The organism is Streptomyces sp. NPDC020884 (genome assembly GCF_044333935.1).
In the GTDB taxonomy this organism is placed as follows: Bacteria; Actinomycetota; Actinomycetes; order Streptomycetales; family Streptomycetaceae; genus Streptomyces.
In genome coordinates this window covers 688,402-703,399 of record NZ_JBIRRY010000003.1, presented here as the reverse complement: position 1 = coordinate 703,399, position 14,998 = coordinate 688,402, and the positions used below count along the sequence as shown (strand labels likewise).

Annotated in this window: 13 protein-coding genes and 1 riboswitch; of the genes, 9 read left to right on the top strand and 4 right to left on the bottom strand. The window is 72.2% G+C overall.

Annotation, left to right across the window (positions count from 1 at the left end):
* Positions 1-50: 50 nt before the first annotated feature.
* Together ACH4UK_RS14195 and ACH4UK_RS14190 are read right to left on the bottom strand one after the other, a co-directional pair.
* Entirely contained in the window at positions 51-695 is a 645-nt protein-coding gene (locus tag ACH4UK_RS14195) for a LuxR C-terminal-related transcriptional regulator (RefSeq protein ID WP_398356293.1), read from the bottom strand.
* Positions 695-2,092, bottom strand: coding sequence for a sensor histidine kinase (locus ACH4UK_RS14190; RefSeq protein WP_398356292.1), 1,398 nt, complete (start codon positions 2,090-2,092; stop codon positions 695-697). The genes ACH4UK_RS14195 and ACH4UK_RS14190 overlap by 1 nt, the downstream gene beginning before the upstream one ends.
* A 134-nt stretch (positions 2,093-2,226) precedes the next feature.
* On the opposite strand from ACH4UK_RS14190, the gene ACH4UK_RS14185 reads away from it, so the two are divergent.
* The 3 genes from ACH4UK_RS14185 to otsB are packed head-to-tail and all read left to right on the top strand — an operon-like array spanning position 2,227 to position 6,484.
* Positions 2,227-3,078 (top strand): ABC transporter ATP-binding protein, encoded by an 852-nt coding sequence (locus ACH4UK_RS14185; protein ID WP_398356291.1) that lies wholly within the window; start codon positions 2,227-2,229, stop codon positions 3,076-3,078.
* On the top strand, positions 3,072-5,576 hold the full coding sequence (locus ACH4UK_RS14180; protein ID WP_398356290.1) for an FtsX-like permease family protein: 2,505 nt from the start codon (positions 3,072-3,074) through the stop codon (positions 5,574-5,576). Before ACH4UK_RS14185 ends, ACH4UK_RS14180 begins: the two co-directional genes overlap by 7 nt.
* A gap of 56 nt (positions 5,577-5,632) precedes the next feature.
* Positions 5,633-6,484, top strand: a complete 852-nt coding sequence (gene otsB, locus ACH4UK_RS14175; RefSeq protein WP_398356289.1) for a trehalose-phosphatase — start codon at positions 5,633-5,635, stop codon at positions 6,482-6,484.
* Between the two features lie 85 nt (positions 6,485-6,569).
* On the opposite strand, the gene ACH4UK_RS14170 is transcribed toward otsB, so the two are convergent.
* Both ACH4UK_RS14170 and ACH4UK_RS14165 read right to left on the bottom strand, forming a co-directional pair.
* Positions 6,570-7,970 carry a trehalose-6-phosphate synthase gene (locus ACH4UK_RS14170; protein ID WP_398356288.1) on the bottom strand — a complete coding sequence of 467 codons (1,401 nt, stop codon included), beginning with the start codon at positions 7,968-7,970 and terminating at the stop codon, positions 6,570-6,572.
* A 91-nt stretch (positions 7,971-8,061) separates the two neighbouring features.
* A complete protein-coding gene (locus ACH4UK_RS14165; RefSeq protein WP_398356341.1) occupies positions 8,062-9,012 on the bottom strand; it encodes a glucosyl-3-phosphoglycerate synthase in 951 nt (316 codons plus the stop codon).
* Positions 9,013-9,165: 153 nt separating this feature from the next.
* A riboswitch (SAM riboswitch) is annotated at positions 9,166-9,293 on the top strand.
* An 18-nt stretch (positions 9,294-9,311) separates the two neighbouring features.
* Between ACH4UK_RS14165 and thrC the strand changes: the two genes are divergently transcribed.
* The 6 genes from thrC to ACH4UK_RS14135 all read left to right on the top strand — a co-directional run bounded on the left by thrC (position 9,312) and on the right by ACH4UK_RS14135 (position 14,976).
* On the top strand, positions 9,312-10,616 hold the full coding sequence (gene thrC, locus ACH4UK_RS14160) for a threonine synthase (RefSeq protein ID WP_398356287.1): 1,305 nt from the start codon (positions 9,312-9,314) through the stop codon (positions 10,614-10,616).
* A 32-nt stretch (positions 10,617-10,648) separates the two neighbouring features.
* Positions 10,649-10,927, top strand: a complete 279-nt coding sequence (locus ACH4UK_RS14155) for a MoaD/ThiS family protein (RefSeq protein ID WP_003967347.1) — start codon at positions 10,649-10,651, stop codon at positions 10,925-10,927.
* Between the two features lie 442 nt (positions 10,928-11,369).
* A complete protein-coding gene (locus ACH4UK_RS14150; RefSeq protein WP_003967346.1) occupies positions 11,370-11,576 on the top strand; it encodes a cold-shock protein in 207 nt (68 codons plus the stop codon).
* Between the two features lie 377 nt (positions 11,577-11,953).
* A complete protein-coding gene (gene groL / locus ACH4UK_RS14145; RefSeq protein WP_398356286.1) occupies positions 11,954-13,576 on the top strand; it encodes a chaperonin GroEL in 1,623 nt (540 codons plus the stop codon).
* Between the two features lie 208 nt (positions 13,577-13,784).
* The gene (locus tag ACH4UK_RS14140) at positions 13,785-14,336 is read left to right on the top strand and encodes a hypothetical protein (RefSeq protein WP_398356285.1); all 552 of its coding nucleotides are present in this window, start codon (positions 13,785-13,787) and stop codon (positions 14,334-14,336) included.
* A gap of 517 nt (positions 14,337-14,853) precedes the next feature.
* Positions 14,854-14,976 (top strand): keywimysin-related RiPP, encoded by a 123-nt coding sequence (locus ACH4UK_RS14135; protein ID WP_107503504.1) that lies wholly within the window; start codon positions 14,854-14,856, stop codon positions 14,974-14,976.
* The last annotated feature ends 22 nt before the right edge of the window (positions 14,977-14,998 follow it).

Below are 14,998 nucleotides of genomic sequence, written 5' to 3'. Positions count from 1 at the left end.
GTGGCGGTACGGGGAGGCCGGGAGGGAGAAGGGCGAGAGCGGCGGTGGGCTCAGCCGCGCAGGAACGCCAGGACCGCCAGCACCCGGCGGTTGGTGGCGTCCGAGACGTCGAGGTCGAGCTTGGTGAGGATCGAGCCGAAGTGCTTGCTGACCGTGCCCTCGCCGACGTGCAGGGCCTCGGCGACGGACGCGTTGGACCGGCCCTCCGCCATCAGGGCCAGCACTTCCTGTTCACGGGCGGTGAGCCGGGCCAGCGGGTCACGGCGGTGCCGGATCAGCTGCCGCACGACCTCGGGGTCCACCACCGTGGCACCCTCGGACACCCGGCGCAGCGCGTCGGCGAACTCCTCGACGTGGCCGATGCGCTCCTTGAGCAAGTAGCCCACCCCTGTACCGTCCGAGGCGTCCAGCAGATCCTCGGCGTAGGTGCGCTGGACGTACTGGCTGAGTACGAGCACCGGCAGCCCCGGCAGCCTCCCGCGCAGCGCGACGGCGGCCCGCAGGCCCTCGTCCGAGAAGCCGGGCGGCATCCGGACGTCGGTCACCACGATGTCCGGGCGGTGCTCCAGGGCGGCGGCCGTCAGCTCCTCGGCGGTGCCCACCGCGGCGAGGACCCGGTGCCCGAAGCGTTCCAGCAGGCCGACCAGGCCCTCGCGCAGGAGCACGCTGTCCTCGGCCAGTACGACGCGCAGCATCAGGTCCTCGAATCCGCGGGCGGGCAGGGAACCTCCAGCCGGAACACCGTCGGCCCCCCGGGCGGACTGGACAGTAGCAGGGTCCCGCCCAGCACGGAGAGGCGATCGGTGACGCCCTGGAGACCCGTGCCGCCTGCCCTGCCCGTACCGACTGTGCCGCCACTACTGTTTTCCGCGCCCGCCTCCGCGTCTCTGCCCGCGTCTCCGTTCGTCGTTCCGCCCGGCCGCGCTCCCCCGCGTCCGTCGTCCTCGACCTCCACCGTCAGCCGCCCCCTCGCATGCGCGCCGGTCACCGTCACCCGCGTCGCCCCGCTGTGCTTCGCCACGTTCGCCAGCGCCTCGCTGACCGCGAAGTAGACCGCGGTCTCGACGGCCTGGGGCAACCGGTCCGGTACGGCCAGCCGCACATCGACCGGGACCGGCGAGCGGTCCGCCAGGTCCTCGACGGCGGCCACCAGACCCCGGTCGGTGAGGATGTGGGGATGGATCCCGTGGATCAGCTCCCGGATCTCCACCAGCGCGACCGACGCCTCCTCGTACGCCCGGTCCAGCAGCCCGCCCAGCGGTTCGGCGGGCTTCTCCAGCCGGGCGAGGCCCAGCGTCATGGAGAGCGCCACCAGCCGCTGCTGCGCCCCGTCGTGCAGATCGCGCTCGATACGGCGGCGTTCCGCCTCGAACGCGTCCACCAGCCGCATCCGCGACCGGTCCAGCTCCGCGATCCGGGAGTCGAGCGCGGAATCCGGCGCGGCCAGCAGTGCCCGGGTCAGTACGGCCCGGCCCCGGACCACCACCCCCAGCGGCCAGGTCAGCAACGGCAGCAGCACCACCCCCGCCAGCAGCACCGCGAACGCCTCCGGCCAGGAGTCGGCGAGCCAGAGCTTCAGGACCCGCGCCTCCCCGTCCCCGCCCGCCGCCATTATCACCGGCGTCCCGATCAGCCCGCCGCACACCAGGAGCACCGTGGAGACGGCCAGCGCCTCCAGCGGCCACAGGACGAACGCGAAGAGCAGCGCGTACGCCAACTCCCGCCAGGTGCAACGCTCCTGGAGCCGGGTACGCAGCCAGGACGCCAGGCCCGGCTCGGGCGGTTCGCGGTGCGGATCGAGGACGGGGACCGGGTCGACCAGCCGGAGCCTGCGCCGCTCCAGCGCGGCCAGCGGGACCCCGGCCAGGACGAGCGTCAGCAGCAGCGGCACCCCGATGACGAGAACGGCCAGCGCGCTGCCCGCGACGGCCAGCAGGAGCAGCGCGACCAGCGTCGCGATGCCGAGGGGCACGCTGGTCAGGAGGTAGAGCGCGGCACGCCACCGCCGACCGCCGAGGAGGCGGCGGGACAGGGCCCGGGGGAGGGCGGGCCGGGGCCCCGGTGACGGAGGCGGCGGGCTGGGGGAGAGCATGCCGGGCACGCTACGAGACGGTCGCGCGGCCCAGCCACCCTGCCCGCTGCCACCTCGATGGTGGAGCTGGCTCCACCACCGGACTCCACCTCGCCGTGATGTGCCGTGCGAGCGCCGCCGGTTGAGTGGACACCATGAATCCAGCAGCGACAACCGGCCAGGTACCGGCCGTTCGGCTCCGGTCCGTCACCCGCTCCTACGGCCGCGACGGCAGCATGGTGAAAGCGCTCGACGATGTCACCCTGACCATCCGCCCCGGTACGTTCACCGCGGTCATGGGGCCCTCCGGCTCCGGCAAGTCGACGCTCCTGCACTGCATCGCGGGCCTGGACCGGCCGACCGGCGGCCGGGTGCTGCTGGGCGACACGGATCTGACCGGACTGAGCGAGGCCCGGCTGACCCGGCTGCGCCGGGGGCGGATCGGCTTCGTCTTCCAGGCGTTCAACCTGCTGCCGTCGCTGACCGCAGCGCAGAACGTGGCCCTGCCGCTGCGGCTCGCCGGACGGCGGCCCCGCAAGGCCGAGGTGCTCCACGCGCTGGACCAGGTCGGGCTGCGCGAGCGGGCCGGACACCGGCCCGGCGAGCTCTCCGGCGGCCAGCAGCAGCGGGTGGCCATCGCCCGCGCTCTGGTGACCCGGCCCGAGGTGCTCTTCGGCGACGAACCGACCGGGGCCCTGGACTCCACCACCGGGCGCGCGGTGCTCGGCCTGCTGCGCGACATGACCGACGAAGGACGCACAGTGATCATGGTGACCCACGATCCGGTCGCCGCCTCCTTCGCCGACCGGGTCGTCTTCCTCGCCGACGGCCGGATCCGGGACGAGCTGGACGCGCCGTCGGCGGAGCGGGTCGCCGCCCGGATGGCGGTGGGCTCGGCCTCGCCGACGGGGGCTTCTCCGGCTTCCTCGGCCTCTGCGGCGGCCCCGGCGTCGGCCTCTGCGACGGCCCCGACGGCCTCGGCTTCCTCGGCGGTGGTCCCGTGCTGATGCTCGCTCTGCGCGGGGTGCGGACGCGGTGGGTCACCTTCGTCGGTTCCTTCGTCGCCCTGGCCCTGGGGGTGGGCCTGATCGCGGCCACCGGACTGGCCCTCGCCGCGACGTTCGACGCCCCGGAGCGTGGGCCCGAACGCTTCGCCGCCGCTCCCGTCGTCGTCCGGGCCGCCGACCGCCTCCACGTCGACACCCCGACCGGGACCCGGACCGCGCCCCTCGACCGCCCCGGCCCGGTCACGGAGCGCGTCGCCTCCCGACTGGCCGCCCTCGGCCGCACGGTGGAGGACCGGACCTTCCCGGTGGACGTCGGAACGCCGCGTACCGAAAGGGGCGGCGAAGCCCGCGCCGGGCACCCGTGGTCGGCCGCCGCCGGGGCCCCGTACCGCCTCACCTCGGGCCGGGCCCCCGCCGCCCCCGGCGAGGTCGTCGTGACCACCGGGCCCGGCGACGCGCTCCTGCGTGCCGGTGACCGCGTCCGGGTCCGCACCCCGGCCGGGAGCGGCGCCCGGACCGTCGTCGGCACCGTGGCCGGACGGGGCTTCGAGGAGGCCGTCTTCTTCACCGACGCCGAGGCCGCCCGGATCTCCCCGGACATCGACGCCCTCGTGGTGCACGCCGACGCCACCGCCGTACGCGGGCTGCTCGGGCCGGACAGCGGCATGGACGTCCTCACCGGCCACGACCGCCGCCGCGCCGATCCCGACCCCGACCGCGACGCCCGAGCCCTGGTCTCCGTCAACGCGCTGCTCGGCACCGCCGCGGGCATCACCCTGTTCGTCTCCGCCGCCGTCGTGGGCTCGACGTTCTCGTTCGCCGTGGCCCAACGGCGGCGGGAGTTCGGACTGTTGCGCACGGCCGGTGCGACGCCTGGCCAGATCCGCCGTACGGTGTGCGCCGAAGCGGTCCTCGTCGGCATCCTCGCCTCGGCGGCGGGCAGTTGGCTCGGGGCCAGGGGCGCGCCCCTGCTGGTCGGCCGGATGACCGACGCGGGTCTCGCCCCGCCCTGGTTCGCCCTCGGCGACGCGTCCTGGCCGCTGCACACCGCCTTCTGGACCGGGGTGTCCGTCGCCACGGCGGGGGCGCTCGTCTCCTGTCACCGGGCGGGGCGCACCGCGCCGACCGAGGCGCTGCGCGAGGCGGCCGTCGACAGCCGCGTCATGCCGGTGAGCCGCTGGGCGACCGCCACCCTGGTCCTGCTCGCCGGACTGGGCCTGCCCGCACTGGCGTTGGCCGTCGACCCCGGCGATCTGCTGGGCCGCAAGTCCTACGTGACGCGGCCGATGCTCCTCATCGCCGGCTGCGCCCTCCTCGCCCCCGTCCTGGTGCGCCCGGCCGGCCGGCTGCTGACCTGGCTGCCCGCGCGGCTGCCCGGCGCCCTCGGCGTACTCGTCCGGGAGAACACCGCCGCCGGGGTGCGCAGGACCGCCGCCGTCGCCGCGCCCGTCCTCATCACCGTCGCCCTCGCCGCCTCCCTCACGGGCACCGTCGCCACCCTGGAGGAGGCCAGGTCCACCGAGGCGCGCACCGCCACGACCGCCGACTTCGTGGTGACGTCGGGACAGGAGGGCCGGCCGCTGGCACCCGCCTTCGTGGAGCGGGCGCGGGCCGTCGAGGGGGCCGTGGTCAGCGTCTCCCGGTCCACGGCCGTCACCGTCCTGGAAGAGGACACGGCCCTCGTCTCCTCCCCGGCCCGTGCGGTCGACCCCGCCCGGCTGGCCGCCGTGTCGGAGCTGCCCGTGACGTCGGGCCGGCTCACCGATCTCGACGACGGCGGGATCGTCGTCAACGAGGAGTGGCTGACCACGCGGATCGGCGACCGGGTCACCGTCTGGCTCGGCGACGGGCGCGAGACCTCGCTGCGGATCGCCGCCGTCCTGGCCACCGGCACCGGCGACAACGGCGTCTACGTCACCCCGCGCAACGCCGGTGGCGCGGGCGTAGACCGGATCGACGTCAAGGTCGCCGAGGACGGTGACCACAGGGCCGTCGCAGCCGCGCTGCGTACCGCCGGAGCCGCCACCGGTGCGCAGGTGACGACCCGGGCCGCGTGGCACGCCGCGAACGGTCCGGGGGCCGACGACGACCACACCGGGACCGGGCTCCGGATGATCCTCGGCATCGCTCTTCTCTGTACGGGGATCGCCCTGGCCAACACCCTGGTCATGGCCACCGCCGACCGGGTCCGCGACCTCGCCGTGCTCCGCCTCGCCGGGGCCACCGTGCCCCAGATCCTGCGGCTCGTCGCGGCCGAGGCGGTGGCGGCGGTCGGGGTGGGCGCGGTGCTCGGAGGAGTGGTCGCGGCGGTGAACCTGCTGGTGGTGTGGGGTGCGCTGGTGCTGTTGGGCGTCCCGTCCGCCGTCGTGATGGTGCCGTGGGGAACGCTCGGCCTCGTCGTCGCGGCCGCCGCGCTCCTGGCCGCCGTCTCCGCCGTCCTGCCGGCCTCGCTCGCACTGCGGACCCGGCCGGTCGAACTCGCGGGCGCCCGTGAGTAGTCGTCGCCGCATCGACAACGCTCGTGATCAACCCGTCCAGGGCATAGGCTCGTCCCATGGGCAGCCACTTCGCACACCTGCCGAACCCGACCACCCCGGCCGGCCGCGAGGGGCTCGACGCCGCTCTCGCCCGGCCCGACCGTGCGGTCGTCGCGCTCGACTTCGACGGCACGCTCGCCGACATCGTTCCGGACCCCGAGCAGGCCCGTGCCCACCCCGGCACGGTGGCCGCGCTCGCCGCGCTCGCGCCGAAGGTCGCCGCCGTCGCCGTGATCACCGGCCGCCCGGCGGGCGTCGCCGTGCGCTACGGGGGCTTCGCGGGCGTTCCCGGCCTGGAGCATCTCGTCGTGCTCGGGCACTACGGCGCCGAGCGCTGGGACGCGGTGACCGGCACCGTCCACGCCCCCGCCCCGCACCCGGGCGTCATCGCGGCACGTGCCGAACTCCCCGGCGTACTGCACGAGTTCGGTGCCTGGCACGGCACCTGGATCGAGGAGAAGGGGCAGGCCGTCGCGGTCCACACCCGACGCGCCGAGGACCCGCAGGCGGCCTTCGAGACGCTGCGCGGACCCCTCGGCGAGCTGGCCGCGCAGCACGGGCTGATCGTCGAACCGGGCCGCCTGGTCCTGGAGTTGCGCCCGCCCGGCATGGACAAGGGCGTCGCGCTCGCCGCGTTCGTCGCGGAGCTGGACGCCGAATCCGTGATCTACGCGGGCGACGACCTCGGGGACCTCGCCGCGTTCGCCGCGGTGGAGAAGCTGCGGTCCGAGGGCCCGGACGGCATCCCCGGCCTGCTGGTGTGCAGCGGCAGCGCCGAGGTGCCCGAACTGGCCGAGCGGGCCGACCTGTCGGTGCCGGGCCCGGCCGCCGTCGTCGCGTTCCTGGCGGCCCTGGCCGAGCGGCTGTGACCGAACGGCCGTGACCGAACGGCCGTGACCGAGCGCCGGTGACCGAGCGGCCGTGACCGAACGGCCCTGTCCCGGCCCCGGGGGCTCACCCCTGGCGCAGGGCGTCCAGCTGGTCGAGGAACCACTGCTGGGGCGGCAGCGCGGTCGCCGCCCCGGCCAGCCGCTTCGTCCGGCCGGACCGTTCGTCCGCGCTCATCGTCAGCGCCTCGTGCAGGGCCTCGGCGGTGCCCGTCACGTCGTACGGATTCACCACGATCGCGTCCTCGCCCAGCTCCTCGTACGCCCCCGCCTCCCGCGACAGCACCAGCGCGCAGCCGTGGTCGGAGACGACGGGGACCTCCTTGGCGACCAGGTTCATCCCGTCCCGGATCGGGTTGACCAGCGCCACGTCCGCCAGCCGGTACGCGGCCAGCGAGCGGGCGAAGTCGTCCTTCACATGGAGCACCACGGGCGTCCAGGTCTCCGTGCCGTACGCCCCGTTGATCTCCGTGGCCAGGGTCTGCACCGCCGCCGTGTAGTCCCGGTAGACGGCGAGGTCCTGCCGGGAGGGGTAGGCGAAGGCGATGTGCACGACGCGCTCGCGCCACTCCGGGCGGGCGTCCAGCAGCGCCCGGTAGGCGTGCAGGCCGCGCACGATGTTCTTGGACAGTTCGGTGCGGTCCACCCGGACGATGGTCTTGCGGCCCTCGCCCACCTGCTCCCGCAGCGCCGCCATCCGCTCCGCCACGTCCGGCTCCTGCGAGCGCCGGCGCAGGAAGTCCGCGTCGGCCCCGAGGCCGTGCACCCCGATCCTGGTCCGGCCCGTGCCGCCGAGGATCTCCGTACAGCAGCTGATGAACGCGTCCGCCCAGCGCCGGGTCAGGAACGCGGCCCGGTCCGCGCCGAGGATGCCGCGCAGCAACTGCTCGGCGATGTCGTCGGGCAGCAGCCGGAAGTAGTCCACGGGCGCCCACGGGGTGTGCGAGAAGTGGCCGATCCTGAGGTCCGGGCGCAGCTCGCGGAGCATGCCGGGGACCAGGGCCAGGTGGTAGTCCTGCACCAGGACCGCCGCCCCGGGGCCCGCCTCCTCGGCGAGCGCCTCGGCGAAGGCCCGGTTGTACGTCTCGTACGAGGCCCACTGCCGGCGGAACTCCGCGTCGAAGACCGGCTCGACGGGCGTCTGGTAGAGCAGGTGGTGCACGAACCACAGCACCGAGTTCGCGATGCCGTTGTAGGCGTCGGCGTGGACCTCGGCGTCGATGTCCAGCATCCGCACGCCCGCCTCGCCGACCCCGCGCCGCACCGCCTCGCGGTCACCGTCCCCGAGGGCGGCGCAGACCCACAGCTTGTCGTCGACGGAACTCAGCCCGGAGACGAGACCGCCACCGCCCCGCTTGGCGTCGAGCGTCCCGTCCTCGCCGAGCGTGTACGAGACCGGGCCGCGGTTGGACGCGACGAGGACCTGGGCGGTGGAGGCGGCTGCGGGTTCGGCGTGCTCGGAGACCATGTAGCGGAACCTAGCCCGTTCGGGAAGCCGCCAAACGCCTCCCGAGCCCTGCGCCCCTCCCGCCGCGTGGCGCTCCGGAGCCGCTCACTGCTCACGCCGCGTGGCGCTCGGCGTACTCCGCGATCTCCCGCATCGGCGGCCGCTCCTCCGTGTCCACCGCATGGGTACGGGGCACGAAGCCGTCCTCGCCGCGCTCGAACTGGGTCAGCGCCGGCCGCACCAGATGGCCCCGGGAGAGCCGCAGCTGCGCCGTGCGGTAGATCGCCGCCGCCATCCGGCCCAGCGCCTGCCCGTCCTGGTGCCGGTGCCTGCGGACGCCGACGTCGACCTGGCCCAGCGCGTCCAGGCCCACGGTGTGCAGGGCGTCCACCAGCAGCCCCAGCTCCACTCCGTAACCGACCGGGAACGGCAGCCGCTCCAGCAGGGACCGCCGCACCGCGTACTCGCCGCCCAGCGGCTGCACGAAGCCGGCCAGCTGCGGCCAGTGCAGATTGAGCAGCGGACGTGCCACCAGTTCGGTGACCCGACCACCCTGACCTGCGCGGTCGCCGAGCGGGCGGTCGTACATCGCCTTGACGAACTGGACGGCCGGATCGGTGAGCAGCGGCCCGACCGTGCCCGAGACGAAGTCCGCCGAGAAGTCCTTCAGGTCGGCGTCCACGAAGCAGACGATCTCGCCGCTGGTCACCAGGAGTGACCGCCACAGGACCTCGCCCTTGCCGGGCAGGGCCGGGATCCGGGGCAGGATCGCGTCCCGGTGGACCACGTGCGCGCCCGCCGCACGGGCGACGGCGGCGGTGGCGTCGGTGGAGCCGGAGTCGATCACCACGAGCTCGTCGACCAGCCGGACCTTCTCCATCAGCTCCCGGCGGATCGTCGCCACGATCGCGCCGACCGTGGCCTCCTCGTTCAGCGCGGGCAGGACGACACTCACCGACGTACGGTGCGGATCGGCGTCCCGGGCGTCGGTGAGCCGGGTCAGCGGGCGGTCGTCGGACGACCAGGAACGCCTGGTCAGCCAGCGTTCCACCTCTTCGAGCACGGTCGGCACTCCCTGTGTGTGATCCATCTCGCGGTTCGGACGACTATCTCAACGGTCCGGTGCTTCGGTTACAGTCTTGAACAACGCGGATGACCCTCGCATGTCGGGGTCGGACCGTACATAAACGCCTGGATCGAAGATTCAGTGCCATAGAGCTCATCCAGAGGGACTGAGGGAACGGCCCGTTGAAGTCCCGGCAACCCTCCTGCCGACCGCGAGGTCACGGTGGGGAAGGTGCCAATTCCGTCTTGTGACGAAATGCGTCGCGAGGAAGATGAGGAGAAAGGGCCTCCGCCATCATGGCTGTTCAGACCGTTGCAGGTAACACCGCTTCTGCCGCCACCCCGTCCGTGGATCTCGGTCCCGCCGTGGCGCTTTCCTGCCGCGAATGCGGCGAGCGTTTCGAGCTCGGCCCCCTCTTCGCCTGTGCGTCCTGTTTCGGGCCGCTGGAAGTGGCCTACGACCTGCCCACCGGCTCCCCGGAGGAGCTGCGCAAGCGCATCGAGGCCGGCCCGGACAACATCTGGCGCTACGCCCCGCTGCTGCCGGTGCCCGCCGACGTCGCGGAGAAGCCCAACATCAACCCCGGCTTCACCAAGCTGGTCAAGGCCGACAACCTCGCCCGTGAGCTGGGCGTCACCGGCGGTCTGTACGTGAAGGACGACTCCGGCAACCCGACGCACTCCTTCAAGGACCGCGTCGTCGCCATCGCCGTCGAGGCCGCCCGCGCCTTCGGCTTCACCACCCTCTCCTGCTCCTCCACGGGCAATCTGGCCGGAGCCGTCGGCGCCGCCGCCGCCCGCGCCGGACTGCGCTCGTGCGTGTTCATCCCGCACGACCTGGAGCAGGGCAAGGTCGTCATGGCCGCGGTGTACGGCGGTGAGCTGGTCGGCATCGAGGGCAACTACGACGACGTCAACCGCTTCTGCTCTGAGCTCATCGGCGACCCGCTCGGCGAGGGCTGGGGCTTCGTCAACGTCAACCTCCGCCCGTACTACGGCGAGGGCTCCAAGACCCTGGCGTACGAGATCTGCGAGCAGCTCGGCTGGCGGCTGCCCGACCAGATCGTCATCCCGATCGCGTCCGGCTCCCAGCTCACGAAGATCGACAAGGGGTTCCAGGAGCTGATCAAGCTCGGTCTGGTCGAGGACCGGCCGTACAAGATCTTCGGCGCCCAGGCCGAGGGCTGCTCCCCGGTCTCCGCCGCCTTCAAGGCCGGTCACGACGTGGTGCGCCCGCAGAAGCCGAACACCATCGCCAAGTCGCTGGCCATCGGCAACCCGGCGGACGGCCCCTACGTCCTGGACATCGCCCGCCGCACCGGCGGCGCGGTGGAGGACGTGAACGACGAGCAGGTCGTGGACGCGATCAAGCTGCTGGCGCGCACCGAGGGCATCTTCGGCGAGACGGCGGGCGGCGTGACGCTCGGCGTGACGAAGAAGCTGATCGAGGCCGGTGTCATCGACCCGTCGCTCACCACCGTCGTGCTGAACACCGGTGACGGCCTCAAGACGCTGGACGCGGTCGCCGCGACCTCCCAGGCCACGGCGACGATCAAGCCGAGCCTGGACGCGTTCCGCGCCGCGGGCCTCGCCGCCGCCTGACCACCCCGACCGAAGGAAGAAGGGCACCCACCATGAGCGTCAAGGTCCGCATCCCCACCATCCTCCGCACGTACACGGGCGGCCAGGCCGAGGTCCCGGCGGAGGGCGCGAAGCTCTCCGAGGTCATCGAGTCCCTGGAGAAGGACCACCCCGGCATCGCGGCCCGCGTCCTGGACGACCAGGGCAAGCTGCGCCGCTTCGTGAACGTGTACGTCAACGACGACGACGTGCGCTTCGAGGGAGGCCTGGACGCGGCCACGCCGGACGGCGCGGGCGTCTCGATCATCCCCGCGGTGGCCGGCGGCTGCTGAACCGCCCCCGGGCCGCCCCGCGGCCCCACCGCACCACCGCGTCACCGACGTTGCCCCCTCCGCACCAGAAGCGGAGGGGGCAATTCTGCATGGTTGAGCACGGTACAGTTGGGGAAGCACCTTCCGCTGTTCGTGCGGCCCGCATATGAGAATGCGCCCGGCCCCGATAAGAAGCAGCCAAAGTACGTGAACCTCTTGTGGCATAAGTGGCCTTTGCCTGGCCCGACTTGCCCGTAAATTTCACTGAACCCACATATTCGCGCGTTCTGCTGTGCCCAGAATTCTCGTCCGATTGACCTGTTGCAGAGGGCAGTTGGGCGGATACATTCGGCCGCGGTCGACGCGCTGCGGCGCCGCGCACCCTCTCCTGTCGGGGGGTGAGTTCCGACCCGGGTCCGCGAAGTGCGGTCCCGTGCAAGGGCCAGTAATAGGGGAGTTAGGCATGGCTCAGGGCACCGTCAAGTGGTTCAACGCGGAGAAGGGGTACGGCTTCATCGCGGTCGACGGTGGTGCGGATGTTTTCGTCCACTACAGCGCGATCCAGATGGACGGGTACCGCACCCTCGAAGAGGGTCAGCGAGTTGAATTCGAGATCTCGCAGGGCCAGAAGGGGCCCCAGGCCGACATGGTCAAGCTCGCCGTCGGCTGAGCTCGGCGCGGTCGTCCGACGACACTACTCACGCACGCAGGGCCCGACCCCGGATCAGGGGATCGGGCCCTCCGTGCGTCCCGGGACCGGGGCGGGGCCCGGGGTGAGGGCCAGGTGAGGGCCGGGGTGAGGGCCTGATCGATCTCCGCATCGCGTCCCTCGTCCTGTCCACATCCGACGGGGGACGCTTGCACTCGCAGGGGTCGAGTGCTAATCATTGGCGTTAGCACTCTCCAGGTGAGAGTGACAGAAACTTGGACCGGGCCGGTGAGGCCCGCAGGTGCGGTGGGGCAAGGAACCACCACACAGGCAGGCCGTCCGTCGCGGGCGCCTCTCGGTCCGGAGAAATCCACCCCTGTCCGGGAGGACCACTTCACATGGCCAAGATCATCGCGTTCGACGAGGAGGCACGGCGCGGTCTCGAGCGCGGGATGAACCAGCTCGCCGACGCCGTCAAGGTCACCCTCGGCCCCAAGGGCCGTAACGTCGTCCTCGAGAAGAAGTGGGGCGCGCCCACGATCACCAACGATGGTGTTTCCATCGCCAAGGAGATCGAGCTCGAGGACCCGTACGAGAAGATCGGTGCGGAGCTGGTCAAGGAGGTCGCCAAGAAGACGGACGACGTCGCCGGCGACGGTACGACCACCGCCACCGTTCTGGCTCAGGCTCTCGTCCGCGAGGGTCTGCGCAACGTCGCCGCAGGCGCCAACCCGATGGCCCTCAAGCGGGGCATCGAGAAGGCCGTCGAGGCCGTCTCCGCCGCTCTGCTGGAGCAGGCCAAGGACGTGGAGACCAAGGAGCAGATCGCTTCGACCGCCTCCATCTCCGCCGCCGACACCGAGATCGGCGCCAAGATCGCCGAGGCGATGGACAAGGTCGGCAAGGAAGGCGTCATCACCGTCGAGGAGTCCCAGACCTTCGGTCTGGAGCTCGAGCTCACCGAGGGTATGCGCTTCGACAAGGGCTACATCTCGGCGTACTTCGCCACCGACATGGAGCGTATGGAGGCGTCGCTCGACGACCCGTACATCCTGATCGTCAACTCGAAGATCGCCAGCGTCAAGGACCTGATCCCGCTGCTGGAGAAGGTCATGCAGTCGGGCAAGCCCCTGCTGATCATCGCCGAGGACGTCGAGGGCGAGGCGCTCTCCACCCTGGTCGTCAACAAGATCAAGGGCACGTTCAAGTCCGTCGCCGTCAAGGCTCCGGGCTTCGGCGACCGCCGCAAGGCCATGCTCGCGGACATCGCCATCCTCACCGGTGGCACCGTGATCTCCGAGGAGGTCGGTCTCAAGCTGGAGAACGCCGGCCTGGACCTGCTCGGCCGTGCCCGCAAGGTCGTCATCACCAAGGACGAGACGACGATCGTCGACGGCTCCGGTGACAGCGACCAGGTTCAGGGTCGCGTCAACCAGATCCGTGCCGAGATCGAGAACTCCGACTCGGACTACGACCGCGAGAAGCTCCAGGAGCGTCTCGCGAAGCTGGCCGGCGGCGTGGCCGTCATCAAGGCCGGCGCCGCCACCGAGGTGGAGCTCAAGGAGCGCAAGCACCGCATCGAGGACGCGGTGCGCAACGCCAAGGCCGCCGTCGAGGAGGGCATCGTCGCCGGTGGTGGCGTGGCTCTGCTCCAGGCCTCGGCCGTCTTCGACAAGCTCGACCTCACGGGCGACGAGGCGACCGGCGCCAACGCCGTGAAGCTCGCGCTGGAGGCCCCGCTCAAGCAGATCGCCGTCAACGGTGGTCTCGAGGGTGGCGTCGTCGTGGAGAAGGTGCGCAACCTGCCGATCGGTCACGGTCTCAACGCCGCGACCGGCGAGTACGTCGACATGATCGCCGAGGGCATTCTCGACCCGGCGAAGGTCACGCGCTCCGCTCTGCAGAACGCCGCGTCCATCGCCGCGCTCTTCCTCACCACCGAGGCCGTCATCGCCGACAAGCCCGAGAAGGCCGGCGCGGCCGCTCCGGGCGGCATGCCGGGCGGTGACATGGACTTCTGATCGGCCACGGAGGCTCCGGCCTCCTGACGCACGATCGGTCGGTCCCGAGTACGTCCCAGGGACGTCTCGTGCACGTCCCACAGGGGCGGTACCTCCTTCGCGGGGGTGCCGCCCCTGTGGCGTGCCCGGGACAATGCGGTGAAGGCGAAACCGTCCGCGCAGGGGCGCGGGCGGTGCGGGGAACACGGGGACGGGGGACGGGGTGGCCATGGGCGCTGTGGGGACGCGGGGCGGCGGGGCCGCTGCGCGGGAGCACGGCCGGCGGGGCGGGGGCCGGTGGGACGGGCGGCGGCTCAAGGCGGCCTCGTACCTCCTGGGCGGGACCGTGCTGTTCGCGCTGGGACTGCTCGTCGTGGTGACCGGCACGGGCCTCTCCGGCCTCCTCGGCATGCGGGTCGAGACCTTCGGCCGGATCGACTGCCACGACACCCGGGCCGAGAAGGGGCAGACCGTCTGGCACTGCTTCGGCGAGACCCCCGCCCAGCGGCCCGCCAACGACGCGGAGCGCGCCCGGGTCGCCCGGGAGTCGCTGCGCGCCCATGTGGACGGCACGCCGAGGTCGGCGCGGATCGAGCGCAGCCGGATCCTCTTCGCCGACCACGACGGCCGCACCGACCCCGCGACGATCACCGCGACCCAGGTGTTCGACGGCGGCCGGTGGTACGCCCACTCCGCCACGGTCGTCGGCTACGGCATGATCCCGCTGCTGCTGGGCGCGGGAACGGCGGCCTGGGGCGGCTACCGGCTGCGCGGGCGGTAGCCGCGCGGGGGCGGTGCACGGTTCCGGCATGGCCGAATGGCTACTTGTAGCGCTCCGGGCCGTACGGCACCGCGCATGCACCCGGTTCCGGCGATGCCGGTGGCGTTCCGGCCGCCCGTGGGGCAGGGCCGCCGCGAAGGCCCCCGGGCCCGGTCCACCGTGGTTCCCCGGTGGTTCCCCCGTTCCGCCGGAGGCGGCCGCCTCTCTTGGCAGCTCACTGCCCGGTCCGGCGGCCACGCCCAGCCATTGGTTCAGTCCACTCACCCTCGGCGTCCCGGTGCTGTGCGACTGCACATGCCGACCGGCCGGCGCCCGGAGACGCGGTGGGGCGGCGCTCTGGTCGCTCGCGCTATCCAGCCAACTTCGCACGGTAAGTCGGAATCATGCGTTGGCGGTTCGGCGGCGGGACATGATGGCTCTGGTGTCCACGTGGTGAACACCCGTTGCATCAATAACTTCAGTTATGCGGACGCCAGTTGGGCATAACGGTCGTCAACCGCACAGAAGGGAAGGTGTCATGAAGCAGCAGAAGAAGGTTTATGTGAAGCCGTCGCTGTTCAAGCAGGGCGACTTTTCGAAGAAGACCGCCGGGTACTTCTACGGCTCGTACAAGGAGTACTGGGTCCGCCGCATCATCTGATCCGCCGCCCGGATTCCTGCGC